The sequence below is a fragment of the Amycolatopsis sp. CFH S0740 genome, from assembly GCF_004522315.1.
GTDB classification, from domain to species: Bacteria; Actinomycetota; Actinomycetes; order Mycobacteriales; family Pseudonocardiaceae; genus Amycolatopsis; species Amycolatopsis nivea.
Map to the genome: position 1 here is coordinate 59,792 of NZ_SDLS01000034.1, position 25,632 is coordinate 85,423.

Below are 25,632 nucleotides of genomic sequence, written 5' to 3' on the forward strand. Positions count from 1 at the left end.
CCCCTTCAGCGGATCAGTCGAACGAGAGGCGGCAGGCCGTCGCCGCGACCTGCGCCGGAACGTAGGCGCGGCGCAGGACCCAGTAGCACTCCTCGAACGACCCGGCGTCGCACGCGTCGTGCGCGAGCCAGGGCTCCACGTCGTATTCGCCCACCGCGTAGTCCATGCAGGCGCCGAAATCATCCGCCTTCACCGGCGAAACCGGTGCCGCCGACGCTGTCGCCGCCGACGCGGTGATCGCGCCCGCCGCGAGCACCACCGCCGCTAGTGCCTTGCCGAACATTCCCGTACCTCCTGGTCCGCGCGACGTCGCTCGCGCCAGGCCAGTCAACGAGACGGGCTTGCCGCGGCACCAGAGCAGCGCGGCGCGATCAGTCGGCGGCGCAGGCGCCGTCATTCGGGTGAGCGGTTGGGGTGACTGTTCGAAGTCGAGTGATCACGGTGCGTTCCCTCGCTCGTGGCGGCCGGAGCGAGGGGTCGTGAGTGCCGGCGCCGGTTAGAACCGGCATCGCCGCTCACGAGCAGTGGGCGGCGTGCACGACGGGGTCAGCGGAGGCCGAACCCGCCGTCCTGTCCGGGACGGCGCCGCCGCAGGTAGCGCTCGAACTCGGCGGCGATCTTGTCGCCCGAGACCTCCTCCATGGTGAAGTCGGTCTCGGCGTCGCCGCGTTCCTCGAGGCTGCGCACGTACTCGCTGATTTCCTCGTCCTCGTCGGCCATCTCGCTGACCGTCTGCTGCCATTCCTCGGCCTGCTCCGGCAGCGCGCCCAGCGGGATCTCGACGTCGAGGACGTCCTCCAGCTTGTGCAGCAGCGCGAGCGTGGCCTTCGGCGACGGCGGGTGCGAGACGTAGTGCGGGACCGCGGCCCAGATCGACACCGCCGGGATGCCCGCCTGCACGCAGTAGTCCTGGAGGATCCCGACGATCCCGGTCGGGCCCTGGTAGTTGTTCACCTCGAGCCGGTACTTGCTCGCGGTGTCCTTGTCGTAGGCCGACCCGGTGACCGGGACCGGGCGGGTGTGCGCGGTGTCGGCCAGCAGGGCGCCGAGCGCGACCACCATCGACACGTCCAGTTCCTGGACGTGCTCGACGATCTCCGCGCAGAACTTGCGCCAGCGCATGTTCGGCTCCGGGCCCTGCACCAGCACCAGGTCGCGGTCGAAGCCCTCGGGACGGCACACCGACAATCGGGTGGTCGGCCATTCGACCCGCCGGGTGATGCCGTCGACCATCTTCACCGTGGGGCGGCTGACCTGGAAGTCGTAGTAGTCGTCCGGCTCGATCTCGGCCAGCGGCGTCGCGTCCCAGGAAAGCTGGAGGTGTTCGATCGCCTGGCTGGCCGCGTCGCCCGCGTCGTTCCAGCCCTCGAAGGCCAGGATCATGATCGGGCGCGGGGCATCGGCGCGGTCCTGCTCCGGGTCGCCGGGCCGCGGGGTGTCGTCGACAGGCTCACTCACCTGACCAGCCTACGGCCTCGGCCACCTACGCTGCGCAGTGTGTCCGGCCCCGCGTGTCACGGAACGGGTGTGGCCCCGCTCACGGCGGCCCGCGTGGGACGCTGGAGGGGAGCGCGCCCCGCCGGGGCGCCGCACCGGACAAGGAGAAACTGTGACTGCACCGTCCTCTTCGGACGGATTGGCGGCTGTCCTCTGGGACATGGACGGCACCCTCGTCGATTCCGAGAAACTGTGGGACGTCGCGCTGTACGAGGCCGCCGAGGCGCTCGGCGGCACGCTGTCGGAGGAAGTCCGGATGACCCTCGTGGGGTCCAACATGGACGCCACCGCCACCGTGCTGCTGGAGCAGACCGGCCGCCCGGTCACCCCGGAAGCGGTCGCGGAGACGGGGGAGGGGATCCGCCGCCGCACCGCCGGGCTGTTCGACGACGCGCTGCCGTGGCGTCCGGGCGCGCGCGAGGCGCTGGCCGCGGTCCGCGCGGCCGGGCTCAAGTCCGCGCTGGTCACCTCCACCGAACGGGCGCTGACCGAGCTCGCGCTCGACACGATCGGGCGGGATTTCTTCGACGTCACAGTCTGCGGCGACGAGGTCGACGGCCAGAACAAACCCCTCCCGCGGCCGTACCTGAAGGCCGCCGAGCTGCTCGGCGTGGCGCCGGAGCGGTGCGTCGCGGTCGAGGACTCGCCGCCGGGCGCCGAATCGGCCGAAACCGCTGGCTGCACGGTGCTCGTCGTGCCCAACGACGTCGACGTCCCGGACGGTCCGCGCCGGGTGTTCCGCACGTCGCTGGCCGGCGTCGGCGTGCCCGAACTGGCCGCGCTGCTGCCCCAGCTGTGACCTCGGCGGCTTCCGGGTCACCCGGAGCGGCGCGGACGAGCGCGGGATGAAAGGATTCGGCCCTGTGAAGACCTTCGATGAGCTGTTCGCGGAGCTTGCCGAGCGCGCGCGTACCCGTCCCGACGGGTCCGGCACCGTCGCCGCACTGGACGCCGGGGTGCACGCACAGGGCAAGAAGGTGCTCGAAGAGGCGGGCGAGGTGTGGATCGCCGCCGAGCACGAGTCCGACGACCGGCTGTCGGAAGAGATCTCGCAGCTGCTGTACCGGGTGCAGGTGCTCATGCTCGGCCGGGGAATCTCGACCGAGGACGTGTACCGCTACCTGTGACGCGCTCGCGCACCGGAGACCGAGGAGAGACCGAAATGCTGCGTGTTGCCGTGCCGAACAAGGGAGCCCTCGCCGCCGCTTCGGCGGAGATGCTTTCCGAGGCGGGCTACCGCAAGCGACATGACGGCAAGGACCTGACCGTCCTCGACCCGGTCAACGAGGTCGAGTTCTTCTTCCTCCGCCCGAAGGACATCGCCATCTACGTCGGGTCCGGCGAGCTCGACCTCGGCATCACCGGCCGCGACCTCGCGCTCGATTCGGGCGCGCCGGTCGAGGAGGTGCTCGCGCTCGGGTTCGGCGCCTCGACCTTCCGCTACGCCGCTCCCGCCGGACGGGACTGGAAACCGGCCGACCTGCACGGAAAGCGGCTCGCGACGTCGTACCCGCGGCTGGTCCGCGACGACCTCGCCCGCCACGGCGTCGAGGCCGAGGTCATCCGGCTCGACGGCGCCGTGGAGATCTCGATCCAGCTCGGGGTCGCGGACGCGATCGCGGACGTGGTCGAGTCCGGGCGGTCGCTGCGGCAGCACAATCTCGTGGCGTTCGGGGAGCCGATCTGCGCGTCCGAGGCGGTCTTGCTGCAGCGGGCCGGGAGCGAAGGATCCCGGGCGAAGTCGCAGCTGGCGGCCCGGCTGCAGGGCGTCGTTTTCGCGCAGCACTACATGATGCTCGACTACGACTGCCCGCGGGACATCCTCGACCAGGCCATTTCGATCACGCCGGGACTGGAGTCGCCGACGGTCGCGCCGCTGGCGGACGAGAAGTGGGTCGCGGTGCGGGCGATGGTGCCGCGCAAGGAAGTCAACCGGATCATGGACGAGCTGGCCGAAACCGGCGCGAAAGCGGTGCTGGCGTCCGACATCCGCTCCTGCCGGTTGTAGGAAACCGCTTGAGCAGAGGGCGTCTTCTCTTCGGAGGGGACGCCCTCTGTCGCATGTGGACGGTGGTCAGCGCGGGCGGTCCGGGCGCTTCGGCATCAGGTCGTACAGCCTCTTGCGCGCGCCGTTGTCGTTGACGTTGCGGGCGACGGCGACCTCGGAGATGAAGTCCTCGAAGACGAACTCGTCGTCAGCGGGAACCTCGGTGGGGCCCGGGTTCTGCGCCAGGTAGCTGTCCAAGGTCTCGGCGATTTCCCGGAACGACACCGCTTGGATGGTTTCCGGGGCGAACGTCGTGACCGGGACGCCGTGCGCCGCGGCCTCGTTCATCACGACGCCCAGCGGGACGTGCGAGAGCATCGGGACGCCGAAGGAGTACATCTCCTGGAGCGCGGCCGCGGCGTAGTGCGAGATCGGGCGGCGGTACAGGCCCGGCACGATGCCGAACCACGAGATCGGGGCGCGGCCGGTGGTCTGCTCGACGTAGCGGACCTGTTCCGACAGCAGACGCAGCGCCCGGATGCTCGTCTTGTCCGGCTGGACCGGCACCAGGATCCCGTGCGACGCCGCCAGCGCGTTGTTCGTCAGCACGTCCTGGGCCGGCGGGCAGTCGATGATCACGTGGTCGTAGTGCGCGAACTGGATCACCCGCGCCAGCTGCCAGCCGGGCACCCGGAACTGGTCCAGCCTGCGGATCAGGTCGAACATCCCCGGCGACGTCGGGATCACGTCGAACGCGCCGCCGCGGCCCAGGTTGCTGCGCGGATGCGGCACCGCCAACTGCTCGATCGGGCCCTTCCACAGCTTGGTCAGCGCCTTCGCCAGGCTCGGCGCGTCCGCCGGGACCTCGTCCATGCCGAGCATCTCGGTCGTCGCGTGCCCCTGCGGGTCGAGGTCGACGAGCAGCACCCGCCTGCCGCGTTCGGCGAGGGCCGCCGCCGCGCCCACGCTCAGCGAGGTTTTGCCCACCCCGCCCTTCTGGTTGACCACCGAGGTGATCTGCATGCCGGAGCGCTCCCTTGTCGGTCGTTCCGCGAAGGCTATCGGACTTGCCCGCCGCGGCGCGCTCATCCGCCCCCGGCCTGTCGCGGACGCACCAGCAAAGCCTGCGCGCCGGTGCCGACCGGACCGGACCGATCGTGCAGAGTACTGCTCGCGGTGCCGATCCCGTGCGGCCCGACCAGCGTGACCGCGTCCAGCCCGATCCACTCGCCCTCGGGGATCCGGCGCAGGTGCACGGTGAGTTCCGAGTTGATGAACCACCACTTCGCGGCCGGCAGGAAATGCGACACCCCGTTGCCGGAGTCGGCGATGGCGAACAGCCGCTGCAGCCCCGTCGGTTCCTCGCCGTCTACCAGCGGATACCGCTGCCGCGCCCACACCGCGGCCGGGCCCGGCGCGGAGATCGAGCCGCGCACCGCACGCCATTCGATCGCGTGCAGGTAACCGCCCTCCCAGTCGTCCGGGAAAGCCGCCTCGCTGCCCGCGTCGGCCGCGGGCAGCAGCGGACCGCCGTCGGTGGCGATCTCGGCGGTGTCGGACGTCGCGATCCGCCATCCCGACGCCCGCGCGACCGTCCGGCCGTTCGCGGCCAGCTCGGACTGGACCAATTCGACCGTCCGGCCCGGCCGTTCGACCCACGACCGCTGCTCCAGTTCGCCCACCGGAGCCGGACCGAGGATTTCCACCGTGACCCGGGCCAGCTGCGCCGGATGCGGCGACTCCAGCCGCTCGAGCCCGCGCACCAGCAGCGCCGACGGCGGACCGAAATGCTGCGCGCCGGGACTCCACGGACCGGTGGTGTGCTCAGTCGCCTCGTACCGCTCGCCGCCGAGCGGGAGGAAGAACGCGTCGCCCATCAGTCGGCCCGGTCCAATACCGTCTCCTCGCCCGGATCCGGCTCCGGCCAGCCCGGATACTCCGGCGGCGTCCCGCCGAACTCCGGGCAATGCGCCTGGTGGTCGCACCACGAGCACAGCCTGCCCTTGTTCGGCCGGAAATCGCCGGTCTTGCCCGCCTTCAGGATCGCCTGCCAGATCGCCTCCAGCGTGCGCTCGAACCGGACCAGCTCGGCCTCGTCCGGCGTGTAGGCCAGCGACTGGCCGTCGGTCAGGTACATCAGCTTCAGCTGCCGCGGGACGACCCCGCGCAACCGCCACAGCACCAGCGCGTAGAACTTCATCTGGAAGAGTGCTTTGGCCTCGCCGATTTCGCGAGGAGCGGCCCCGGTTTTGTAGTCCACGACCCGGATCTCGCCGGTCGGCGCGACGTCCACCCGGTCGATGTACCCGCGCAGCAGCACCCCCGAACCCAGCTCGATCTCCACGTGCAGCTCGCACGCCTCCGGCTCCAGCCTGCGCGGATCTTCCAGCTCGAAATACGAATCAAGCAGCTTTTCGGCCGAGGCCAGCCACTTGTCGGTCTCCCCGGGTTCGCCGTCCGCGAACAGCTCCGTCCACTCCGGACTGTCGCTGGACAGCTCCGTCCAAGTCGGCGCGAGCAGCTCCTTCGCCCGCGGCGCGACGCGTTCGGCGGCGGGCAGCGCGAAAAGCCGCTCCAGGACCGCGTGGACGAGCGTGCCGCGCAGCTGTGCCCGGGTGGGCACCTCCGGCAGCCGATCGACCGCGCGGAACCGGTAGAGCAGCGGGCACTGCTTGAAGTCGCTCGCCCGGGACGGCGACAACGCGGGCCGCCTGCGGGCAGGCGCGTCGGAACCGGGAGGGGTGGTGACCGTAGCGGTGTCGGACATGGGGCAGAGCGTAACCCTGGGGTACGACAATTGTGTTTGCCCCGGCTCCGCCGGGGCGGCGGGATCGCCTTCAAGTCGGCGTGCCGAGGAGCAGCGCGCCCGGCCCGGGGGGCCGTGCACGCTGCTCCTCGGCACGCCGACGCGATCCCGCGTGGGGGCTGGGTCGGGAGTGAGGGCTTGGGGGTGGCTGGGTTTTGGTGGCTGGGTTGGGGGGTGTTGTCGCTAGGGTCGGGGTGGTGGGGAAGGTGGGCGGGGTGACGCCGCAGGGGGGCGGGGTGGTTGCCGGGCGGGTATCGGATGGGGCGGCATTCCCATGCGAGCGGGCAGCTGGTTTACGCGGCCAGCGGGGTGTTCGCCACCACTACCGAGTTCGGGACCTGGGTCGCGCCCGCGGATCGCGTTACGTGGACTCCGCCGGGGTTCGAGCATTCCCACCGGTTCTACGGGCGCACGGACGCGCGGATTCTCGCTGTTCCCGCTGAGGAGTGCGGGGCGTTGGCTCGGCAGCCTTGCGTGTTCGCGGTGTCGCCGTTGCTGCGGGCGGGCATTTTGGCGTTGACCGGCGAGAAGGAGCGGTCGGCCGAGGCGGTGCGGCGGGTTCGGGCGGTGGTGCTCGACGAGCTCGGGGAGGTTCCGGGGGAGTCGCTGCATCTTCCGGAGCCGCGCGACGACCGGTTGCGGGCCGTCACCGAGATGCTGCACGAGGACCCGGGGCGGGGCGAGACCCTGGCTGAGCTGGGGCGCGTCGCGGGGGCCAGCGAACGCACGCTCAGCCGGTTGTTCCATGCCGATCTCGGCATGAGTTTTCAGCGGTGGCGCACGGTGTTGCGGATCCACCACGCGTTGTTCCAGCTCACCGGGGGCGCATCGGTGACCGACACGGCGATCGCGTGCGGATGGTCGAATCCGTCGGCGTTCATCGGGGCGTTCACGGCGCTGGTCGGGCAGACGCCGGGGCGGTACCAGGCCGGATTGCGCGACCGCGGCGAGTAGCGGGAGCAAGTTGGCGGGTTTTCGTTACCGGGCGCCCGATGCTCGGTGGCCGCCGGTCCGCGGCCGGGAAGAGAGTGGTGATCATCCAGTTCACCAGCACTCTTTCGGGGAATGAAACATGGCACAGGCAAACGGGAAGACCACCGTGGTCGTCGTGGGCGGCGGGGTGGCCGGGCTCGCGCTCGGCACGTTCCTCCTTCGCAGCGGGATCCCTTGCACGGTCTTGGAAAAGAACAGCCGCGAGCACGTCGAACAGCGGCAGAGAGCCGGTTCTCTCGACGGCCGCGGCGTGCGGATGCTGCACGAATGGGGAGTCGGCGAGGCCGTCGAGGGGCACGGCGGCGAGCGGTCCGACGCCGTTCTGCCGCTGATCCTCCACGGCGACAAGCGCACCTGGCGGATGGACACCGGCGAGGACGGCGCGGGCGCGTTCATCCCGCAGCAGGTGCTCGTCCGGAACCTCATCCGGATCTTCCTCCGCGACGGCGGCGACCTCCGGTTCGAGGCGGAGGACGTCGCACTGGACGGGCTCGACACCGAGCAGCCCCGGGTGCGCTACCGGGACGGCGAGGGCACCCACACGATCGACTGTGCGTTCGTCGCCGGGGCCGACGGTTTCCACGGCGTCAGCCGGACGGCGATCCCGGAGGGAGTTCTCGCCTGCCAGAGCCACGAGTTCGGGTACGCCTGGCTGAGCGTCCTGGCGGAAGTGCCCGCTGATCCGTCGGCGGTGATGGCAGTGCACTCCCGGGGCTTCGCCGCGCAGATCACCCGTGGGCTGAACGCGAGCCGGATCTACCTGCAGTGTCCGCTCGGCGACACTGTGAGCGACTGGCCGGACGAGCGGGTCTGGGACGAACTCGGCGCCAGGTTCGCCGCGCCGGTGCCGCGCGGGCCGATCGTGACGAAGCAGGTGGTGCCGCTGCGCGGGGTCGTGTTCAGCCCGATGCGCTACGGCAGGCTGTGCCTTCTCGGGGATGCGGCGCACCTGATTTCGCCGATGAGCGCCGAGGGGATGAGCCTCGCGCTGCACGACGCGGAGGTGCTCGCGCACGCGCTCGTCCATCAGGTGGAGAAGGACGATCCGAGCTCGCTGGATAGCTACTCCGACACCTGTCTGGCGCACGTCTGGGAACGGCAGGCGTCGGCGGTCTGGATGACCGACGCGATGCACGACTCCGGCGACGCCTCCTACCGCGGAGAGTTCCGGAAGCGGGTCGCGCTCGCGAATCTGGAGAACCTCGTCCGGCCGCGCTCCGCCTGACCCGGGCTGGGTCCGTGAAGGGCTCCTTGCCGGAACCAGATTCCCGGAAGGAGCCCTTCACGGACCGGCCGGGGCGAGACCGACACCACCCGTCCGGGGAGACCGGGTCACCGGCTTCCCACACCCGGCCCCCTACTCTGTCCGGCATGGCCGCGACCAGTCAGCACGGCGCCGGGCCCGCCCGGCGCGCCGGCGGGGACGGCGGCCTGCTGCTGTTCCGGGTCGGCGGGGTGCCCGTTTTGCTCGCCCCCTCGTGGTGGATCGGCTCGCTGATCATCGTGGTGCTCTACGCGCCGCTGGTCGGGCGGTTCCTGCCGGACGTTTCGACGCCGACCGCGTGGCTGCTCGCCGCCGCGTTCGCCGTGCTGCTGGGGCTTTCCGTGCTAGCGCACGAACTCGGGCACTGCCTCGTCGCGCTGCGGCTCGGGATCCCGGTACGGCGGCTGCGGCTTTTCCTTCTCGGCGGACTGTCCGAAGTGGCCCGTACGCCGCGACGGCCGGGCCAGGAAGGGCTCGTCGCCGCGGCGGGGCCCGCGGTTTCGCTGGTGCTGGGCGGGTTCTGTTCGCTGCTGCTGTTCGCGGTTCCGCCGGACGGCGCGGTGTGGCTGCTCGTCGCGGAGTGCGCGGTGGCCAACTTCGCGGTCGGCTTCTTCAACCTGCTGCCGGGATTGCCGCTGGACGGCGGACGGCTCGTGCGCGCCGGGGTCTGGGCGATGACCGGGTTGCGAGCCAAGGGGACCCGGGCCGCGGTCGCGGGCGGCGCGCTCGTCGCCACGGGCCTGATCGTCTGGGCGCTGCTCGGGCTGGCGATGCAGAGCCCGGACCGCTGGCTGCGGCTCGGCGTGTGCGTCGTGACGGCGTGGTTCGTGATCCTCGGAGCGCGCTCCGAACTGGCGGCGGAAGCCCGCCGCGGCTGGCCAGCCGGGCTGGAACTGTCCGATTTGGTGCGTCCGGTCTTGCAGCTGCCCGCGGAAAGCCCGGTGTCCGACGCTTTGGCGGCCTCGGCGGGACGCGGCGTCGTGCTGGTGCGCGCGGACGGCGTCGCGGCGGGACTGCTGGACGAACAAGCCGCGCAGCAGCTGGCGAGCGTCAGCCCGCACGCGCCGGCCGAGCAGGCGGCCGAGCCGATCCGGGCGGAGACGGTGCTGCTCGCGTCGGAGCCGGGGGAGGAGATCGCCGAGCGCGTGCGCGAGACGCCCGCCTGGCAGTTCCTCGTGGTCGACGACGAAGGCCGTCCCGCGGGCGTGTTGCGCCGCGAAGACCTGCGGACCGCGCTGATGCAGGGCCGGCGCGCCCAGTGAGGGGCACCCGCGCACGACGGGCGCGGGACGACCTGCGAGGATTCGACGTCGGCGTTCCGGGTTTTGCAGTGGAGGAAGAAGTTGTCGGTCAGCGGACCGTTTCGTGCAGGTGACCGGGTTCAGCTGACGGACTCGAAGGGCAGGCACTACACCCTCACGCTCGCCGACGGCGGCGAGTACCACACGCATCGCGGCGCCCTCGCGCACGACGACCTCATCGGCCGTCCCGAGGGCAGCGTGGTCACTTCGGCGGGCGGCAGCACGTATCTCGCGCTGCGGCCGCTGCTGCCGGACTACGTGCTGTCGATGCCGCGCGGCGCGCAGGTGATCTATCCCAAGGACGCCGCGCAGATCGTGATGTGGGGCGACATCTTCCCGGGTGCCCGCGTCCTGGAAGCCGGCGCCGGTTCGGGCGCGCTCACCTGCTCGCTGCTGCGCGCGGTCGGTCCGGCGGGACAGGTGTTCTCCTACGAGATCCGCGACGACCACGCGGAGCACGCCGAGCGCAACGTCGTGAAGTTCTTCGGCGAGAAGCCGGACAACTGGACGCTCACCGTCGCGGATCTGGCCACGCACACCGGCGAGGTCGACCGGGTCGTGCTGGACATGCTCGCGCCGTGGGACCAGTTGCCGAACGTCGCCGCGCACCTGGTGCCCGGCGGAGTGCTGACCGTCTACGTCGCGACTGTCACGCAGCTGTCGCGCGTCACGGAATCGCTGCGGGAACAGCAGTGCTGGACCGAGCCGGAGTCGTGGGAGACGCTGATGCGGCCGTGGCACGTCGTCGGTCTCGCGGTGCGGCCGGACCACCGGATGGTCGCGCACACCGCGTTCCTGCTCACTGCGCGTCGGCTGGCGGACGGCACAGTGTCGCCGCGTGTTTCACGACGGCCCAGCAAGGGCAAAGGCTAACCAGGGACGCACCATCGACCGTTCTCGCGGCGCAGCGGGAACGGGGTTTCCTTGTGCCCGCCGGTGCCTTCGACCCGGACGGTCACTGTCGCGTCGTCGCCCGCGATCGCCGGTTGTCCAACCAGTGAGACGCGAAGCGGGCCCGCGGCGTCCCATTTGGCTTGGAGTTCCTTCAGCGCCGCAGCAGTTTGCGGTTTGCAAGTGAGAGTGCCGAATTCGGCGGAGTCGGCGCGCGTGATGGCGTCGACGAGAGTGCGCGCGAGCGTCGCTATCGCGGCTTGATCCGCCGCGGGCGCGGGAGCCGAGGACGTGCTGCTTCGCGACGGAGGCGGGGGAGCGGGCGGTTCCGAGACGGTGCGGGCGGGCCCCGGCAGGCCGATCGAGACCAAGCCGAGGACGCCGCCCGCGACAACGACTGCGAGCAGGCCGAGTGCCGTGCCGAGCCGGCGTCTCACCTAGTGGTCCGTGCTGACCTTCCCGAGGCACCAGGCCCCGCCCTGGCGCAGGGCGGTGAGGGTGCCGTCGGCGGTCTTGGTGGACGTGGTGACGTGGTACTTCACCGTCGCCTGGTCGCCGTTCTCCTGCGGGCTGCCGGTCAGTTCGAAGTGGATGCCCGAGGGCATCTTCTCGCTTCCCGGCTTCTGGCCCTTGGTGAGGCTGGTGCACAGCATCGAGAACAGCCCCTCGGTGTCGGAGCTGTTGTACGCCTCGGACGCGGCCTGGAACAGCTCGCCCGAGGTCGGCTTCGCACCGGCCGCCGCCGGGTAGTCGCCGCTGCCCGAACCCGACGACGAGGTCGACGGGGACGACGACGAACTGCCGCTCGGCCCGCTGGACTGGGGACCCGCTGCCGGAGCCGAGGACGACGCGGGCGGGGCGGCCGTCTTGTCGTCCTTCTTGCTGTCCCCGGTCAGCCAGATGACCAGGCCGGTCGCGCCGCCGAGGACGACCACCGCGGCGACCGCGATGCCGACGATCAGGCCGGTCTTCTTCTTTTTCGGCGGCTCCTCGCCGTACCCGCCGAACTGCCCGCCCGGCTGCTGCCCGAACTGCCCGCCCGGCTGACCCGGCTGGCCCGGCTGCCCGAACTGGCCGGGCTGCTGTCCGAACTGCCCGAATTGGTCCGGCTGCTGCCCGTACTGCTGGCCGCCGCCCTGCTGCGGGTATCCGCCCTGGTAGGGGCCGCCCTGGCCGGGCGTGCCGGGGCCGGGCGCGGCCGGGAACCCGCCGGACTGCGGCGGCTGCCCGCCTTGGTTCCATCCGCCCTGCTGAGGCTGCCCGTACTGCGGCTGGCCGCCGGGCTGGCCCCCGTACGGGTTCGGCTGCTGTCCGCCCTGGTCCCAGCCGCCGGGCTGCTGCGGCGGATAAGTCATCTCGGTTCCCCCTGCCGTGCTCGCGAAAGTGCGGGCCGCGTGCGGAGCGCGGCCACCCGGGGATGCTAGCCAGCCGCGCGCCTTTCCGCGCAGCCAACCCGCAACTCGGGTTTGCCGCGGGTGCCCGGCGGGGCATCCGTAGCGTGTTCAGTTCCGCGTTGCGGAAACCCGCGCGGAGCGGATTCCCGTCCGCGGCACCGAATCGGCCGCTTGCGCTGCGCTCGCGGCCGTGCTTCGCCGGAAGAAAAAGCGCGACGCGCCGGTCTTGTGATGCGGAAAGGCCTTTTCTTGTCGGTGATCGCCGGTACCGTGGAATGAAAAGCACTCCGAGGAGGTGCCCGATGCATCATGACCTTCCCGGAGGTCGGCGCGAGGAGGCCGACCCTTCAGCAACCGGCGGAGCAGGGCAGACACCAGAGGAACAAGCCCGGCAGATCCGTTTTCTCGAGGAAGAAGTGGCGCTGCTGCGCCGCAGGCTCACCGATTCCCCGCGACAGAACCGCGTTCTCGAACAACGTCTCGCCGAGGCGTCGGAACGGGTGAGCCAGCTCACCGAGCGGAACACGAAACTCGTCGAAACCCTGCGCGAAGCGCGGGGTCAGCTGCTCGCCCTCCGCGAAGAGGTCGACCGGCTGGCCCAGCCGCCGAGCGGTTACGGGGTGTTCGTCGAGGCCTACGAGGACAACACGGTGGACGTCTACACCGCGGGGCGCAAGATGCGCGTCTCGGTGTCGCCCGCGGTGGAGGTCTCGTCGCTGCGGCGCGGGCAGGCGTTGCGGCTCAACGAGGCGCTCACCGTCGTCGAAGGCGGCGATTTCGAGCGCACCGGCGAGGTGTGCGCGCTGCGCGAAGTGCTCGCACCGGACGTCGAGGGCGGCGCCACGCGCGCTCTCGTGGTCGGCCACGCGGACGAGGAGCGGGTCGTCCTGTTGTCCGGTCCGCTCTCCGAGCAGCCGCTCAAACCGGGCGACTCGCTCCTGGTGGACTCCAAGGCGGGCTACGCCTACGAACGGGTGCCGAAGGCGGAGGTCGAGGACCTCGTGCTGGAGGAGGTGCCGGACGTCCGCTACGAGGACATCGGCGGCCTGACCCGGCAGATCGAGCAGATCCGCGACGCCGTGGAGCTGCCGTTCCTGCACGCGGACCTCTACGAGCAGTACCAGCTGCGCCCGCCGAAGGGCGTCCTGCTCTACGGCCCGCCTGGCTGCGGGAAGACGCTCATCGCGAAGGCGGTGGCGAACTCCCTGGCCAAGAAGGTGGCCGAGGCTCGCGGGGACAACGCGGACGGCAAGTCCTACTTCCTCAACATCAAGGGTCCCGAGCTGCTGAACAAGTTCGTCGGCGAGACCGAGCGGTCGATCCGGCTGATCTTCCAGCGGGCGCGGGAAAAGGCCTCCGAGGGCACCCCGGTCATCGTGTTCTTCGACGAGATGGACTCGATCTTCCGCACCCGCGGCTCGGGCGTGTCCTCCGACGTGGAGACCACGATCGTGCCGCAGCTGCTGTCGGAGATCGACGGCGTCGAGGGGCTGGAGAACGTCATCGTCATCGGCGCCTCCAACCGCGAGGACATGATCGACCCGGCGATCCTGCGGCCGGGCCGGCTCGACGTGAAGATCAAGATCGAGCGTCCGGACGCCGAGGGCGCGAAGGACATCTTCTCGAAGTACCTGGCCGAGGGCCTGCCGATCCACGCCGACGACCTGGCGGAGTTCGGCGGGGACCAGAAGGCGACGTTCGACGCGATGATCCAGCACACCGTCGAGCGGATGTACGAGGAGAGCGACGAGAACCGGTTCCTGGAGGTCACCTACGCCAACGGGGACAAGGAAGTCCTGTACTTCCGCGACTTCAACTCGGGCGCGATGATCCAGAACATCGTGGACCGGGCGAAGAAGTCGGCGATCAAGTCGGTGCTGGAGACGAAGCAGCCCGGCCTGCGCGTGCAGCACCTGCTGGACGCGATCGTCGACGAGTTCGCGGAGAACGAGGACCTGCCCAACACCACCAACCCGGACGACTGGGCCCGGATCTCCGGCAAGAAGGGCGAGCGGATCGTCTACATCCGCACGCTCGTCACCGGCAAGAACCAGGAATCGGGGCGGGCCATCGACACCGCCACGAACACCGGTCAGTACCTGTAGGACAGCGCGAAAGCCGCGGGGCCGCCGGATCTCTCTCCGGCGGCCCCGCGGTGCGTCTCAGACCCCATGGGGGTGTGGTGCGCATCGGCCTGGGACGGCTTCGCGCACCGCGCCCGCGGGCTGGCACGCGCTGACTTGAAGCTACTTGGCGCGGCCCTGGGCCAGCCCGTACGACGTGGGCAAACGCGCCCACAGCTGGCATGCGTCTCAGACCCGTTCCAGGACCGGTTGCCGCGCCCGGGAAAGCCGTCCGTGCGAGGCCAGGATGCCGAGCACCACGAGCAGCGCTCCGACGGGTTCGTTCCAGTGCACCGGTTCGTCGAGGACCAGCACGCCGAGCAGGACCCCGACCACTGGAGTGAGGTAGGTCACAGCGGACGCGTTGGCGGCGCCCCAGGCGGTGGCGATGGCGGTGTTCCAGGTGTAAGCGACACCGGTGCCCAGCACGCCGAGCGCCAGCATGGACAGCACCACGGCGAGGTTCAGGTGCACCGGCTGCGCGGCGATCGCCGGCGTCGCGGCCAGCAGGATCACGGTGGCGAAACCGGTCTGCCCGAACGCGACCACGACCGGGTCGGGGTTGCGGGACGACACGAATTTCCGCAGGTACACGAAAGCCAGGCCGTAGCACGTGGTGGCACCGAGACAGGCGAGCTGCGCGAGAACTTCGTGGCTCAGGTCGATGCCGCGCCAGACTCCGACCAGGGTGAGCACGCCGGCGAAGCCGATCAGCAGGCCGGCGGTTTTCGGCCGGGTAAGCCGTTCCGCGGGCAGGGCGGCCGCGGCGAACAGCATGGTCAGCAGGGGAGTGGTGGCGTTGAAGATGCTGGCGAGCCCGGACGCCACGTACTGCTCGGCCCACGAGTACAGCAGGAACGGACCCACGCAGAACAGCAGCGAAACCACCGCGAGATGGCCCCACAGCGCGGGATCGCGGGGGAGCGATCGCCTGCGCAGCACCAGGAACGCGCCGAGCGTCAACGCTCCCAGCGCGACCCGCGCGAGCGCCACCTGAGCCGGCGAGAGCCCCTCCAGGCCCACCTTGATGAACAGAAAACTCGCGCCCCACACGACGGCGAGCGCGACGAACCGGGCGGCGATGCCGAACCTCACTGAACCTCCGAAACGACCAGCGGACTGCTTCGGCCAGTCAACGTGCGCGCCACGCCCGGAGTCCAGCAGGTTTCGGTCACTGTGCTCGACCTCGGTGTATAACGCCCTATACTGCGGCGCGTGAGCACAGACAACGCCCGCCCGCGCCCGCCGATCACCGAAGCCGACGTCCTGGCCTGGCTCGAGACGACCGCCGCCGCCGTCCAAGCGGGGGAGCTCAACGCCAACGACCTCATCGACCTCCTGGGGGAGCTGCGCCGCGCCTCCGCGGCCTGCGCCGACGCCTCCGACTGGGCGCTCCTCGCCGCCCGCGAAGAAGGAGCCAGCCTCCGTCAGATCGCCCCGGTCTTCGGCAAAGGCTACGTCCGCGCACCCGCCGCCCGCCTCGAAAAACTCCACCGCCAAGCCCAAAACGCCAGCCAATGGCTCGCCATCCTCCGGCACAAACAAAGTGTATAACGACCTATACATCTGGCGATCGGAAAACGTTTCACGTCGCCACGCCTAAGCTCGCGACACGACTTCCCAACCACAGCAACGACAAGGGGGTCCCGATGGACCGCATCGCGGTGGGGCTGGCCGCGCTCGGCCGTCCGGCATACATCAATCTGGGGCGAGACTTGCCCGAAGTGCGGGATGTGCCGTCGATGCGGGCCGCGACGCACGAGGTGCTCGACGCGGCGTACGCGGCGGGCGTCCGATGGGTCGACGTCGCGCGGTCTTACGGCCGGTCGGAGGAGTTTCTCGGCAGTTGGCTGGCCGAACGCGGACACCAGGACGTCACGGTGTCGAGCAAGTGGGGCTACCGCTACGTCGGCGACTGGCGGCTCGACGCGGACGTCCACGAGGTCAAGGAACACACGCTGCCGCGGTTCCGCGAACAGTGGGCGCAGACGCGGGAACTTCTGGCCGGGCACGTGCACCTGTACCAGGTCCATTCGCTCACTGTGGACAGTCCACTTTTCACTGATCCGGCGCTGATCGACGCGCTGGCCGGGCTTTCCGGCGACGGCGTCGAGGTCGGTTTCTCAACATCCGGACCCGCGCAGGCGGACGTGGTGCGCCGGGCGTTCGAGCTGGAATCGGCCGGGCAGCCGGTGTTCGCGTCGGTCCAGTCCACTTGGAACGTTTTCGAGCCGTCGGTCGGCTCGGCGCTGGCGGAAGCGCACGCGGCCGGGAAACGGGTGCTGGTCAAGGAAACTCTCGCGAACGGACGGCTCGTCGCGGAAGCTCCCGAGACGCTGCGGCGGATCGCCGGGGAGCACGGTGTCGGTCCGGACGCGATCGCGGTGGCCGCGGTGCTCGGACAGGAGTGGGCTCCGATGGCGGTGCTGGGTCCGTCGAGTCCGGCACAGCTGGCGGCGAACCTCGCCGCCACGCGAGTGCGCCTCGGCGACGAGGACCGCGTTGCGCTGGGACAACTCGCGCAGGACGCGCGCGAGTACTGGGCGCATCGATCCCACCTCGGGTGGAGCTGAGCGATTGCATTACCCTCGGGGCCCAGCATGGCCCGGGGCGGACGGGCAACACTGAGCGCGGAGGGGCAACGTGCGTCGTCGGCAGGTGCCAGCAGTCGCTGTGCTGGTCGGGCTGGGCGCGCTGGGCGGGCTCGCCGGATGCGGCAACCGGCCCAACAATCTCGAGACTTATTACGACGATCCGGCTCCCGCGCCGGGCACGAGTGCTCCGGTCGCTCCGCCGGTGTCGCGGGCGGTCGATCCTCCGGTGGTTTCTTCTTCGGCGGCACCGGATCCGCGGCGCGCGGAGGCCGCTTTGCTGTCCGATTCGGACGTTGCCGAGGAGGGCGTGGCACCGGGTGCGGGTCGCGTTTCGGGGTGTCTGAGCGGGTTGGCCGCGGGTGAGCGCAAGTCGGTGAGCTGGGTGTATCCGAGCGGTTCGGCGTTGACGCACGAGGTCATGGTGTACGCGGACCGTTCGGGCGAGGATGTCGTGGCGGGCACGCATTGCGCGGGCGTGGAGGTGTCGTTGCCGCCGCAGCCGGGGATCACCGTGCAGCGGGCGTGGTGCGAGGGCTCGACGTGCGCGGTGTTGGTGGCGAAGGGGAATCTGGTGTCGGCGTTGAGCGTCGCGGCGAGCACGCCGGCGCGGGCGCAGGACGCGGCGAAGCGGTTGCTGCCGAAGATCGCGGCGAAGCTGACTGCTCAGCCGTAACAGCGTCGGATCCTTCTGTCTTGGGGCCAGGTACGTGAAGGGAACCCTGAGGGAATCTGATTCCCTCAGGGTTCCCCTCACGTACCGCGGGGTTCAGCCGTAACGGCGGAACCATTCCTGGACGCCNGGGTTCAGCCGTAACGGCGGAACCATTCCTGGACGCCCGCGCGGCCGTCGGGGATGAAGGGCGGTTCGGGCTCGGGAGCGAAGACCCAGGCGCGGAGTTCGTCGAGCGGGATCCAGCGTCCTTCGACGATTTCCTCGGCCTGCAGTGTCACCGGGCCGTCCCAGCGGACTTCGAAGGCGAAGTTGTGGCAGCGGATCGAGCCGTCGTCGTAGATTTTGGTGAACAGCGGTTCCGGTTCCACTCCGTGGACGCCGAGTTCTTCGGCGAGTTCGCGGCGCGCGCAGTCGGCGGGGGTTTCGCCCGCGGCGACGACGCCGCCCGCCCAGCAGTCCCAGGTGGAGGGGAACGTGTCCTTGTCCGCGGTGCGGAGGTGCACGTAGACCGAGCGTCCGTCGCCCGATCGGACGAGGACGACGCCGGCGGCGTGCCAGAGCCCTTCGGTCCGGACCCGGGAGCGGAGCGCCTCGCCGGCCGGGCGGCCCGCGTCGTCATAGAGGGCAACGAGTTCGTCACTGCCTGGCATGGGGGCATCCTCGCACGCGTCGAACCCGTAGGGTGGTGGCATGCGTCGGATCATGGGAACCGAAGTCGAGTACGGCATCGCCGTGCCCGGGGACGCCACGGCGAACCCGGTGCTCACCTCGACTCAGGTGGTGCTGGCCTACGCCGCGGCTGCGGACATCCCGAGGGCGCGCCGGGCGCGCTGGGACTACGAGGTGGAGTCGCCGTTGCGCGACGCGCGCGGGTTCGACCTGACGGGGCCGGGCGGTCCCGGGCACGACCCGGACGTCGAGGACCTGGGCGCGGCGAACGTCATCCTCACCAACGGTGCGCGGCTGTACGTGGACCACGCGCATCCGGAGTACTCGGCGCCGGAGGTCACGAACGCGCGGGACGCGGTGATCTGGGACAAAGCGGGCGAGCGGGTGATGGAGGAGGCCGCGCTGAAGGCGGCCACCGTGCCGGGGCAGCCGCCGTTGCAGCTGTACAAGAACAACGTGGACGGCAAGGGCGCGAGCTACGGCACGCACGAGAACTACCTGATGCAGCGGTCGACGCCGTTCACCGCGGTGATCGGGGGGCTGACGCCGTTCTTCGCGTCGCGGCAAGTGATGTGCGGTTCGGGCCGGGTGGGGATCGGGCAGCAGAGCGAGGAGGCGGGTTTCCAGCTTTCGCAGCGCTCGGACTACATCGAGGTCGAGGTCGGGCTGGAGACCACGCTCAAGCGCGGGATCATCAACACGCGCGACGAGCCGCACGCGGACGCGGACAAGTACCGGCGGCTGCACGTGATCATCGGGGACGCGAACCTTTCGGAGTACTCGACGTATCTGAAGGTCGGGACGACGGCGCTGGTGCTGGACCTGATCGAGGCGGGCGTGCGGTTCGACGACCTGAAGCTGGACGAGCCGGTGCGGGCGGTGCACAAGATCAGCCACGACCCGACGCTGAAGACGAAGGTCGAGCTGGCGAACGGGAAGAAGTTCACCGGGCTGGACCTGCAGTTCGCGTATCACGAGCTGGCGGCGGCGAATCTCGAGCGCACGGGTGCGGACGAGGCGTCGAAGGAAGTGCTGCGGGTGTGGGGCGAGGTGCTGGACGCGCTGGCGCGGGATCCGCAGGAGTGCGCGGACCGGCTGGACTGGCCGGCGAAGCTGCGGCTGCTGGAGGGGTACCGGGAGCGGGACCAGCTGGCGTGGGGCGCGCCGCGGCTGCGGCTGGTGGACCTGCAGTATTCGGACGTGCGGCTGGGCAAGGGCCTGTACAACCGGCTGGTCACGCGGGGTTCGATGAAGCGGCTGGTCACCGAGGAGGAGGTGCAGGCGGCGATCACGAATCCGCCGTCGGACACGCGCGCCTACTTCCGGGGCCGGGCGCTGGAGAAGTACGCGTCGTCGATCGCGGCGGCGTCGTGGGATTCGGTGATTTTCGACGTGGGCCGGGAGTCGCTGGTGCGGATCCCGACGCTGGAGCCGTTGCGGGGGACGAAGGCGCACGTCGGGAAGCTGCTGGACGCGGCGGCGACGGCGGAGGAGCTGGTGGAGGCGATCACCGGTTCGGACTAGCGCGATCCCGGCGTTTCGGGCCGGTTGAAGGCCCTTTCGTCGGTACCGCTGGGTAGGCTAGGAAACATCGGCCAGACCGGGAGGCGAGATGGCGCAGGAGAAGATCGAGAAGCACGGCGGCGGCGATTCCGACGAGGAGTTCGACGACGCCGGCGGGGCGGGCCAGGAGCGGCGGGAGAAGCTCGGCGAGGACGTGGACACGATCCTCGACGAGATCGACGACGTGCTGGAAGAGAACGCCGAGGACTTCGTCCGCGCTTACGTGCAGAAGGGCGGCGAGTAGCCGTCCGCCCGTCGCGGCCGCCCCGGGTGCGGGGCGGTGCGGCGGGCGCGCTGGGCCGGAGGTTTCGCGCGGCGGCGCCGGGGGCAGGTTGTGCTCGGCGTTGCCGGGCACGGGATGAGATGGGAACCGAGAGCACGTATGGACAACACCTCCTCTGGGGCGGGTTTTTCCGGGCCCGGACTGCCGTCGGCCTACTTTTCGCCGGCGACGTCGTCGTTCGCGGATTTCGTGCGCGCGACCGCGCCGGAGCTGCTGCCGGCGCGGCGGGTGCCGGCGGGTGAGCTGGACGTGCCGCACGGCACGACGATCGTGGCGGTCGCGTTCGCCGGCGGGGTGCTGATCGCCGGCGACCGGCGGGCGACGTCGGGGAACCTGATCGCGAGCCGGGACATCGAGAAGGTGCACGTCACGGACGAGTACTCGGCGGTGGGCATCGCGGGGACCGCGGGGCTGGCCGTGGAGATGGTCCGGCTGTACGCGGTGGAGCTGGCGCATTACGAGAAGATCGAGGGCGTTTCGCTTTCGCTGGACGGCAAGACGAACAAGCTGGCCGGGATGGTGAAGGCGAACCTGGAGATGGCGATGGCGGGGCTGGCGGTCGTGCCGTTGTTCGTCGGGTACGACCTGGAGGCCGAGGACGCGAAGCACGCGGGCCGGATCGTGTCGTACGACGCGGCGGGCGGGCGGTACGAGGAGCACGCCGGGTACGCCAGTGTCGGTTCGGGTTCGCTGTTCGCGAAGTCGTCGCTGAAGAAGCTGTACGACCCGGACGCGGACGTGGACGCGGCGGTGCGGACGGCGCTGGAGGCGTTGTACGACGCGGCGGACGACGACACCGCGAGCGGCGGGCCGGACATGGTGCGGCGGATTTTCCCGAACGTCATCACCATCACCGCGGAGGACGGCGCGGTGGTGCTGCCCGCGGAGCAGACGGGTGCGGTGGCCGAGGCGGTGGTGGCCGGGCGCGCGGAGCGCAATCACCACCGGCCGGTGTGAGGCCGTCGATGTCCGCTGAATCAATGATTGCCGAGTTTTCGGAGAACGTGGAGCCGACACCGTGACGATGCCGTTGTATGCCTCTCCCGAGCAGTTGATGCGGGAGCGTTCCGAGCTGGCGCGCAAGGGGATCGCGCGGGGCCGGAGCGTGGTGGTGCTGAAGTACGCGGGCGGGGTGCTGTTCGTGGCGGAGAATCCGTCGGCGACGCTGCACAAGGTGTCCGAGATCTACGACCGGATCGGGTTCGCCGCGGTGGGCCGGTATTCGGAGTTCGAGAATCTGCGGGTGGCGGGGATCCGGCACGCGGATTTGAAGGGCTACCAGTACGACCGGCGGGATGTGAGCGCGCGGGCGCTGGCGAACGCGTACGCGGCGACGCTGGGCAGCATTTTCACCGAGCAGCTGAAGCCGTTCGAGGTCGAGGTGTGCGTGGCCGAGGTCGGGGCGACCGCGGCGGAGGACCAGCTGTACCGGTTGACGTTCGACGGGTCGATTTTCGACGAGTCGCCGTTCGTGGTGATGGGCGGGCAGACGGAGCCGATCACGACGAAGCTGAAGGACGTCGTGGATCCGGAGCACGATCTGCGGACGGCGCTGGCGACGGCGATCGAGGGGTTGCGGGCGACCGCGACGTCGTCGAACGGGAACGGGTCGGCGGCGGAGGCGGAGATCAAGCTCGAGGTCGCGGTGCTGGACCGGGCGAAGCCGCGGCGGGCGTTCCGGCGGTTGTCGGGGGCGGCGCTGGAGGCGTTGCTGCCGGCGAAGGAGGAGCCTGCCGAGAAGGCGGACGAGTCCGGCGAGGGCGACGGCAAGGACTCGGACAAGGGTTCCGGCGAGGGCTCGGCCGAGAAGGAATGACGTGATGCGCTGCGGGCCGCCGGACGATTCCGGCGGCCCGCAGTCGTTTTCGGGGATACTGGCGTGGTGACGTGTGCGCTGGTGACCCCGTGGTGGCGTCGGCGCGTCGCCGGCGCCGGTTCCGCGGTGGGCGGTGTAGCGCCGACGGCGATTCTCGACTGGCGCGATCCGTTGGTGCAGTCGTTGGTGCGGGCGACCGCATCGGACGACTGGCTGGCCGGGTTGCGGGCCGCGCATCGGGTGATCGCCGGTGCGGTGCGGCCGGTGTATGCGGTGCAGGAGCGGCAGCCGGTCTCGCGGACGTTGCGTCGCGGGCGGGGTTCGTGCAGTCAGCGGCTGGCGATTCTGGAGGGAGTCGCGCGGGCGCAAGGGATTCCGACGCGGGTGCGGGGTCTGCTCGTGGACGGCCGGTTCTGGTATCCGCGGTTTCCGCGGCTCAAGTCCCTGGTGCCGTCGCGGGTGCTGGTGGCGTGGCCCGAGTTCGGGATCGACGGCAGCTGGGTCCCGGTCGGGGAGTTGTTCGGACCGTTGACCGCGTTGGCGGCGAGTCCGGGATTTTCCAATGACAGCGGGGAAACGCTGTTCGACGCGGTGTCCCGCACGGCGATCGACTGGGACGGCGTCATCTGCGAAACCGGCGGAGCGTGCGACCTGTCCGCGACCGTGCTGGCGGATCTAGGCCGTTTCGATTCGCGCGACGAGCTGTTCCGGCGGCACGGCCAGACGCTGTCCGGTCCGTTGGCGAGGCTGGTCGACCCGGTGCTGAGCCGGTGGGCACCGCGTCAGAGCGCCTCCAGCCGTTGACGCAGATGCGCGCGTTCGGGCTCGGTTCCCGCGCTGGCCAACGCTTCCCGGTACGCCGCCGCGGCTTCGTCGTCGCGGCCGAGGCGGTGCAGCAGGTCTCCGCGAGCCGCGGCGTACGGGTGGTAGCCCTGCAGTCGCGGCTCGCTGGCTAACCCGTCCAGGAGTTTCAGGCCGGCTTCGGGTCCGTCGCGCATGGCCACCGCGGCCGCGCGGTTGAGCGCGACCACCGGGGTCGGGGCGAGGGTCAGCAGGATGTAGTACAGCGCCACGATCTGCGGCCAGTCGGTGCGCGCGACGTCCGGTGCTTCGGCGTGGAGCGCGGCGATCGCCGACTGCACCCCGTACGGCTTGGGCGGGCCGCCGGTCAGCGCGACCGGCACCAGCGCGCGGCCTTCGTCGATCAGCGCGGCGTCCCAGGAGGTCCGGTCCTGGTCTTCGAGCAGGACGAACTCGCCGCCCGGGCCGGTGCGCGCGGCGCGGCGGGCGTGGACCAGCAGCAGAAGCGCCAGCAGCCCGGTGCTCTCGCGTTCGTCGGGCAGCAGGCGGTGCAGGATCCGGGCCAGCCGGATGGCTTCCTCGGCCAGGTCGGGCCGCTGGATGTCCGGGCCGGAGCTGGCCGCGTAGCCCTCGGTGAACAGCGAATACAGCACTTGCAGCACGCCGGGCAGCCGGGCGCGCAGCTCGTCGCCGGCCGGGACGCGGAACGGGATGCGGTGGTCGCGGATCCGGTTCTTGGCCCGCACGATCCGTTTCGCCATCGTCGCGGTCGGCACGAGGAACGCCCGCGCCACCTCGGGCGTGGTGAGTCCGGCGAGGCAGCGCAGGGTGAGCGCGAGCCGGTCCTCGGCGGCCAGCGCGGGGTGAGCGCAGGTGAAGAACAGCTGGAGCCGGTCGTCGGGCAGGTCGCCGTCGGCCCCGGGCGGCGGGGGAAGGTCGCTTCGGTCGGATTCCGCTTGCAGGACGGCCAGTTTCGCCGCGTACGCCTGGTCGCGGCGGAGCCGGTCGACGGCCTTGCGGCGCGCGGTCGTCATCAGCCACGCGCCGGGTTTCGGCGGGACGCCGTCGACCGGCCAGCGCACCAGCGCGGCCTCCACCGCTTCGGCGGCGACCTCCTCGGCCAGGTCGAGGTCGCCGAAACGGCGGACGAGCGCGCCGAGCAGGCGGCCGTGCTCCTCGCGGAACACGGCCGCCACGGACGCTCGCGCGTCAGGCATCGAAGTCGGCGATCGGGCGCACCACGACCGAACCGTCCCGCGAACCCGGGCAGCGGGCCGCCCAGTCGAGCGCCGCGTCGAGGTCCGGCACGTCCAGCACGTAGAACCCGCCGAGCAGCTCGCGGGTCTCGGCGAACGGGCCGTCGGTCGTGATCGACCGCTCGCCGTCCGCGCCGACCTGCACCTTGGTCGCGGTCACGAGGTCGGCGAGGGACTCCCCGCTGACGAACACCCCCGCGTCGCGGACTTCCTTGTCGTAGGCCATCCAGTCGGCGGGCTCGCAGCCGGCCGCCCCGCCCTGCTCGGTGGCCGCGGCGGCGTGGATCAGCAGCAGGTACTTCATGGTCGGGCTCCTTCGTCGGTCAGCGCGGCCGGAGTGCCGCACTGACCTCACCACGAACGGCGCCCGCCCGGATGGACAGCGCCCGGAAGATATTTTTCCGGACAATCCGCTCAGGAGGCGGCAGGCGCGGTGCGGAAGTTCTGATCGGCGAAGGCGAGCATGTACGGGAGCGTCGCGCGGGCGGTGTGCCAGGTGTGGTTGAACCCGCGTTCGGCGTGCACCACGACCTCCTGGCCGCGCCGCTGCAGCGACCCGGCGATGCGGTGCGCGGTCGCGACGTCGGTCGGCGCGCCGGTGCCGACGGTCAGCATCACGGCGACCTTCTGCGGGAACGGCATCGTCGGGATGTAGCGGCGCGGGGTGTTCGCCGCGATCGCCGCCTGGTTGCCGCCGAGGACGCCGACCGAGTCGTTCAGGTCGTCGTACGGCAGCGAGATCAGCAGCGTGCCGAACTCGTCGAGGTGGTGCAGCCCGATGTTGAGCGCGCCGAAGCCGCCGCCGGACATGCCGCCGAGCGCGCGGTGGCCGCGGTCGGCGAAGGTGCGGTAGTGCTGGTCGACCGACGGGACGATGCTGCTGGCGAGGTAGGTCTCCAGCTGCGGTCCGCCCGGGACGTTGAGGCATTCCCAGTCGGTGCTCGGCCGGTTGGCGGTGAGGTCGACGCTCACGATGATCATCGGCTGGATGACGTTCGCGTCTTCGAGGCTTTTCAGCGTCTGCGGCGCGGAGCCGGAGGTGAGCCAGTCGCGCGGACCGCCGTAGGGGTAGCCGTGGATCAGGTAGACGACCGGGTAGCGCTTGGCCGCGTTCGCCGGATCGTGGTAGCCGGCCGGGAGGACGACGTAGTTCTCGCCGTTCTGCACGCCGTGCGCCGGGTCGGGGACGTTCAGCACTTCGGTGCTGCCGTTGGCGGTGGGCGGAGCCGCCGGGCGGCTGGCGGCGGGAGAGCTGCCGCTGCTCCCGCCGGTGGAGCTGTCCGGCGTGCTGGGGTCCGAATCCTCGGCCGGATCGTCGCTGGTGCTGCGCAGCAGGGTGCCCGCGACGTTCATCGCGCCGGAACCGCGCTGCAGCAGCCTGCCGAGGTCGCTGGGCGTGCGGACGTAGCCGACGTAGCTGTTCACCGCGGTGACCGCGGCGATCAGGAACAGCGCGATCGACCCGTTGACGCCCCAGCGGCGCACGCGGCGGCGGTGCGCGAGCGCGATGGTGACGGCGAGGACCGCCGCGGCGGCTCCGGCGAACGCCAGCCACAGCAAGGGGGATTCGAGCGGCCCGAGGTCGCGCGCCTGCGACGTGACCGACGGGGGCAGGACCGGGTCGACCGCCTGCGGGAGCAGCCGGGTCATCCACGGCCTGCCGAAGACGGGCAGCTGTGACCGCGGGAGGAAAAACGCACTGAGAAGACCCCTGCCGTGAA

Annotated in this window: 28 protein-coding genes; 16 read left to right on the forward strand and 12 right to left on the reverse strand. The window is 70.8% G+C overall.

Features of this window, described 5'->3' with window-relative positions:
- Window positions 1-13 precede the first annotated feature (13 nt).
- Window positions 14-283 carry a hypothetical protein gene (locus EIZ45_RS38415; protein ID WP_043830464.1) on the reverse strand — a complete coding sequence of 90 codons (270 nt, stop codon included), beginning with the start codon at window positions 281-283 and terminating at the stop codon, window positions 14-16.
- 263 nt (window positions 284-546) lie between these two features.
- Complete coding sequence (locus tag EIZ45_RS38420) at window positions 547-1,458, reverse strand: PAC2 family protein (protein WP_037806497.1); 912 nt, start codon at window positions 1,456-1,458, stop codon at window positions 547-549.
- A gap of 151 nt (window positions 1,459-1,609) precedes the next feature.
- On the opposite strand from EIZ45_RS38420, the gene EIZ45_RS38425 reads away from it, so the two are divergent.
- The 3 genes from EIZ45_RS38425 (at window position 1,610) to hisG (ending at window position 3,505) form a co-directional block, all read left to right on the forward strand.
- Window positions 1,610-2,296 carry an HAD family phosphatase gene (locus EIZ45_RS38425; RefSeq protein WP_255443755.1) on the forward strand — a complete coding sequence of 229 codons (687 nt, stop codon included), beginning with the start codon at window positions 1,610-1,612 and terminating at the stop codon, window positions 2,294-2,296.
- Window positions 2,297-2,360: 64 nt separating this feature from the next.
- Window positions 2,361-2,624: a phosphoribosyl-ATP diphosphatase gene (locus EIZ45_RS38430; protein WP_027927607.1), complete on the forward strand. Its 264-nt coding sequence runs from the start codon at window positions 2,361-2,363 to the stop codon at window positions 2,622-2,624.
- A gap of 35 nt (window positions 2,625-2,659) precedes the next feature.
- Window positions 2,660-3,505, forward strand: a complete 846-nt coding sequence (gene hisG / locus EIZ45_RS38435; RefSeq protein WP_037806495.1) for an ATP phosphoribosyltransferase — start codon at window positions 2,660-2,662, stop codon at window positions 3,503-3,505.
- Window positions 3,506-3,571: 66 nt separating this feature from the next.
- Here hisG and EIZ45_RS38440 read toward each other — a convergent pair whose 3' ends face one another.
- From EIZ45_RS38440 to EIZ45_RS38450, 3 genes are all read right to left on the reverse strand, one after another.
- Window positions 3,572-4,507, reverse strand: a complete 936-nt coding sequence (locus tag EIZ45_RS38440) for a ParA family protein (RefSeq protein WP_134668462.1) — start codon at window positions 4,505-4,507, stop codon at window positions 3,572-3,574.
- 62 nt (window positions 4,508-4,569) lie between these two features.
- Window positions 4,570-5,361 (reverse strand): thioesterase family protein, encoded by a 792-nt coding sequence (locus tag EIZ45_RS38445; protein ID WP_134668464.1) that lies wholly within the window; start codon window positions 5,359-5,361, stop codon window positions 4,570-4,572.
- Entirely contained in the window at window positions 5,361-6,251 is an 891-nt protein-coding gene (locus tag EIZ45_RS38450) for a RecB family exonuclease (RefSeq protein ID WP_037806489.1), read from the reverse strand. Before EIZ45_RS38450 ends, EIZ45_RS38445 begins: the two co-directional genes overlap by 1 nt.
- Before the next feature lie 297 nt (window positions 6,252-6,548).
- Here EIZ45_RS38450 and EIZ45_RS38455 point away from each other — a divergent pair, with 297 nt between their 5' ends.
- The 4 genes from EIZ45_RS38455 to EIZ45_RS38470 all read left to right on the forward strand — a co-directional run bounded on the left by EIZ45_RS38455 (window position 6,549) and on the right by EIZ45_RS38470 (window position 10,721).
- Window positions 6,549-7,244, forward strand: a complete 696-nt coding sequence (locus EIZ45_RS38455) for a helix-turn-helix transcriptional regulator (RefSeq protein WP_078870227.1) — start codon at window positions 6,549-6,551, stop codon at window positions 7,242-7,244.
- A gap of 118 nt (window positions 7,245-7,362) precedes the next feature.
- Complete coding sequence (locus EIZ45_RS38460; RefSeq protein WP_134668467.1) at window positions 7,363-8,508, forward strand: 4-hydroxybenzoate 3-monooxygenase; 1,146 nt, start codon at window positions 7,363-7,365, stop codon at window positions 8,506-8,508.
- Between the two features lie 146 nt (window positions 8,509-8,654).
- Window positions 8,655-9,809, forward strand: a complete 1,155-nt coding sequence (locus EIZ45_RS38465; RefSeq protein ID WP_051171941.1) for a M50 family metallopeptidase — start codon at window positions 8,655-8,657, stop codon at window positions 9,807-9,809.
- Window positions 9,810-9,890: 81 nt separating this feature from the next.
- The gene (locus EIZ45_RS38470) at window positions 9,891-10,721 is read left to right on the forward strand and encodes a tRNA (adenine-N1)-methyltransferase (protein WP_037806487.1); all 831 of its coding nucleotides are present in this window, start codon (window positions 9,891-9,893) and stop codon (window positions 10,719-10,721) included.
- Here the strand turns inward: EIZ45_RS38470 and EIZ45_RS47115 are convergent.
- Together EIZ45_RS47115 and EIZ45_RS38480 are read right to left on the reverse strand one after the other, a co-directional pair.
- Window positions 10,718-11,176 carry a hypothetical protein gene (locus tag EIZ45_RS47115; RefSeq protein WP_043830452.1) on the reverse strand — a complete coding sequence of 153 codons (459 nt, stop codon included), beginning with the start codon at window positions 11,174-11,176 and terminating at the stop codon, window positions 10,718-10,720. The genes EIZ45_RS38470 and EIZ45_RS47115 overlap by 4 nt on opposite strands.
- Window positions 11,177-12,094, reverse strand: coding sequence for a hypothetical protein (locus EIZ45_RS38480; protein ID WP_043830449.1), 918 nt, complete (start codon window positions 12,092-12,094; stop codon window positions 11,177-11,179). It lies immediately after the preceding gene.
- A gap of 341 nt (window positions 12,095-12,435) precedes the next feature.
- Here EIZ45_RS38480 and arc point away from each other — a divergent pair, with 341 nt between their 5' ends.
- Window positions 12,436-14,238 (forward strand): proteasome ATPase, encoded by a 1,803-nt coding sequence (arc, locus tag EIZ45_RS38485; protein WP_037806484.1) that lies wholly within the window; start codon window positions 12,436-12,438, stop codon window positions 14,236-14,238.
- Between the two features lie 207 nt (window positions 14,239-14,445).
- On the opposite strand, the gene EIZ45_RS38490 is transcribed toward arc, so the two are convergent.
- Complete coding sequence (locus EIZ45_RS38490) at window positions 14,446-15,351, reverse strand: DMT family transporter (protein ID WP_134668469.1); 906 nt, start codon at window positions 15,349-15,351, stop codon at window positions 14,446-14,448.
- A gap of 120 nt (window positions 15,352-15,471) precedes the next feature.
- Here EIZ45_RS38490 and EIZ45_RS38495 point away from each other — a divergent pair, with 120 nt between their 5' ends.
- From EIZ45_RS38495 to EIZ45_RS38505, 3 genes are all read left to right on the forward strand, one after another.
- On the forward strand, window positions 15,472-15,810 hold the full coding sequence (locus tag EIZ45_RS38495) for a hypothetical protein (protein ID WP_134668472.1): 339 nt from the start codon (window positions 15,472-15,474) through the stop codon (window positions 15,808-15,810).
- 95 nt (window positions 15,811-15,905) lie between these two features.
- Window positions 15,906-16,829 (forward strand): aldo/keto reductase, encoded by a 924-nt coding sequence (locus EIZ45_RS38500; protein WP_134668474.1) that lies wholly within the window; start codon window positions 15,906-15,908, stop codon window positions 16,827-16,829.
- 70 nt (window positions 16,830-16,899) lie between these two features.
- Window positions 16,900-17,523, forward strand: coding sequence for a hypothetical protein (locus tag EIZ45_RS38505; protein ID WP_043830441.1), 624 nt, complete (start codon window positions 16,900-16,902; stop codon window positions 17,521-17,523).
- A gap of 131 nt (window positions 17,524-17,654) precedes the next feature.
- Here the strand turns inward: EIZ45_RS38505 and EIZ45_RS38510 are convergent, their stop codons facing one another.
- Window positions 17,655-18,173 carry an NUDIX domain-containing protein gene (locus EIZ45_RS38510; protein ID WP_043830439.1) on the reverse strand — a complete coding sequence of 173 codons (519 nt, stop codon included), beginning with the start codon at window positions 18,171-18,173 and terminating at the stop codon, window positions 17,655-17,657.
- Between the two features lie 40 nt (window positions 18,174-18,213).
- Here EIZ45_RS38510 and dop point away from each other — a divergent pair, with 40 nt between their 5' ends.
- From dop to EIZ45_RS38535, 5 genes are all read left to right on the forward strand, one after another.
- Window positions 18,214-19,716 carry a depupylase/deamidase Dop gene (gene dop / locus EIZ45_RS38515; protein WP_037806477.1) on the forward strand — a complete coding sequence of 501 codons (1,503 nt, stop codon included), beginning with the start codon at window positions 18,214-18,216 and terminating at the stop codon, window positions 19,714-19,716.
- Window positions 19,717-19,804: 88 nt separating this feature from the next.
- Window positions 19,805-19,999: a ubiquitin-like protein Pup gene (locus tag EIZ45_RS38520; protein WP_037806475.1), complete on the forward strand. Its 195-nt coding sequence runs from the start codon at window positions 19,805-19,807 to the stop codon at window positions 19,997-19,999.
- Window positions 20,000-20,137: 138 nt separating this feature from the next.
- Window positions 20,138-20,995 carry a proteasome subunit beta gene (gene prcB / locus EIZ45_RS38525; protein ID WP_043830436.1) on the forward strand — a complete coding sequence of 286 codons (858 nt, stop codon included), beginning with the start codon at window positions 20,138-20,140 and terminating at the stop codon, window positions 20,993-20,995.
- A gap of 61 nt (window positions 20,996-21,056) precedes the next feature.
- Window positions 21,057-21,854: a proteasome subunit alpha gene (gene prcA / locus EIZ45_RS38530; RefSeq protein WP_037806473.1), complete on the forward strand. Its 798-nt coding sequence runs from the start codon at window positions 21,057-21,059 to the stop codon at window positions 21,852-21,854.
- 66 nt (window positions 21,855-21,920) lie between these two features.
- The gene (locus EIZ45_RS38535) at window positions 21,921-22,658 is read left to right on the forward strand and encodes a transglutaminase domain-containing protein (protein ID WP_134668477.1); all 738 of its coding nucleotides are present in this window, start codon (window positions 21,921-21,923) and stop codon (window positions 22,656-22,658) included.
- Here EIZ45_RS38535 and EIZ45_RS38540 read toward each other — a convergent pair.
- The 3 genes from EIZ45_RS38540 to EIZ45_RS38550 form a co-directional block, all read right to left on the reverse strand.
- Window positions 22,637-23,872, reverse strand: coding sequence for an RNA polymerase sigma factor (locus EIZ45_RS38540; RefSeq protein ID WP_134668479.1), 1,236 nt, complete (start codon window positions 23,870-23,872; stop codon window positions 22,637-22,639). The two genes, EIZ45_RS38535 and EIZ45_RS38540, sit on opposite strands and share 22 nt — an antisense overlap.
- A complete protein-coding gene (locus EIZ45_RS38545; protein WP_134668481.1) occupies window positions 23,865-24,215 on the reverse strand; it encodes a YciI family protein in 351 nt (116 codons plus the stop codon). Before EIZ45_RS38545 ends, EIZ45_RS38540 begins: the two co-directional genes overlap by 8 nt.
- Window positions 24,216-24,325: 110 nt before the next feature.
- Window positions 24,326-25,561 (reverse strand): esterase family protein, encoded by a 1,236-nt coding sequence (locus tag EIZ45_RS38550; RefSeq protein WP_134668483.1) that lies wholly within the window; start codon window positions 25,559-25,561, stop codon window positions 24,326-24,328.
- Between the last annotated feature and the right edge of the window lie 71 nt (window positions 25,562-25,632).

Excerpts from the sequence above, each read along its gene's own strand:
- EIZ45_RS38415 (WP_043830464.1), bottom strand. The coding sequence starts at position 283 with ATGTTCGGCAAGGCACTAGCGGCGGTGGTGCTCGCGGCGGGCGCGATC.
- hisG (WP_037806495.1), top strand. The coding sequence starts at position 2,660 with ATGCTGCGTGTTGCCGTGCCGAACAAGGGAGCCCTCGCCGCCGCTTCG.
- EIZ45_RS38440 (WP_134668462.1), bottom strand. The coding sequence starts at position 4,507 with ATGCAGATCACCTCGGTGGTCAACCAGAAGGGCGGGGTGGGCAAAACC.
- EIZ45_RS38445 (WP_134668464.1), bottom strand. The coding sequence starts at position 5,361 with ATGGGCGACGCGTTCTTCCTCCCGCTCGGCGGCGAGCGGTACGAGGCG.
- EIZ45_RS38450 (WP_037806489.1), bottom strand. The coding sequence starts at position 6,251 with ATGTCCGACACCGCTACGGTCACCACCCCTCCCGGTTCCGACGCGCCT.
- EIZ45_RS38455 (WP_078870227.1), top strand. The coding sequence starts at position 6,549 with ATGGGGCGGCATTCCCATGCGAGCGGGCAGCTGGTTTACGCGGCCAGC.
- EIZ45_RS38460 (WP_134668467.1), top strand. The coding sequence starts at position 7,363 with ATGGCACAGGCAAACGGGAAGACCACCGTGGTCGTCGTGGGCGGCGGG.
- EIZ45_RS38465 (WP_051171941.1), top strand. The coding sequence starts at position 8,655 with ATGGCCGCGACCAGTCAGCACGGCGCCGGGCCCGCCCGGCGCGCCGGC.
- EIZ45_RS38480 (WP_043830449.1), bottom strand. The coding sequence starts at position 12,094 with ATGACTTATCCGCCGCAGCAGCCCGGCGGCTGGGACCAGGGCGGACAG.
- arc (WP_037806484.1), top strand. The coding sequence starts at position 12,436 with ATGCATCATGACCTTCCCGGAGGTCGGCGCGAGGAGGCCGACCCTTCA.
- EIZ45_RS38500 (WP_134668474.1), top strand. The coding sequence starts at position 15,906 with ATGGACCGCATCGCGGTGGGGCTGGCCGCGCTCGGCCGTCCGGCATAC.
- EIZ45_RS38510 (WP_043830439.1), bottom strand. The coding sequence starts at position 18,173 with ATGCCAGGCAGTGACGAACTCGTTGCCCTCTATGACGACGCGGGCCGC.
- dop (WP_037806477.1), top strand. The coding sequence starts at position 18,214 with ATGCGTCGGATCATGGGAACCGAAGTCGAGTACGGCATCGCCGTGCCC.
- EIZ45_RS38520 (WP_037806475.1), top strand. The coding sequence starts at position 19,805 with ATGGCGCAGGAGAAGATCGAGAAGCACGGCGGCGGCGATTCCGACGAG.
- prcB (WP_043830436.1), top strand. The coding sequence starts at position 20,138 with ATGGACAACACCTCCTCTGGGGCGGGTTTTTCCGGGCCCGGACTGCCG.
- EIZ45_RS38540 (WP_134668479.1), bottom strand. The coding sequence starts at position 23,872 with ATGCCTGACGCGCGAGCGTCCGTGGCGGCCGTGTTCCGCGAGGAGCAC.
- EIZ45_RS38545 (WP_134668481.1), bottom strand. The coding sequence starts at position 24,215 with ATGAAGTACCTGCTGCTGATCCACGCCGCCGCGGCCACCGAGCAGGGC.
- EIZ45_RS38550 (WP_134668483.1), bottom strand. The coding sequence starts at position 25,561 with ATGACCCGGCTGCTCCCGCAGGCGGTCGACCCGGTCCTGCCCCCGTCG.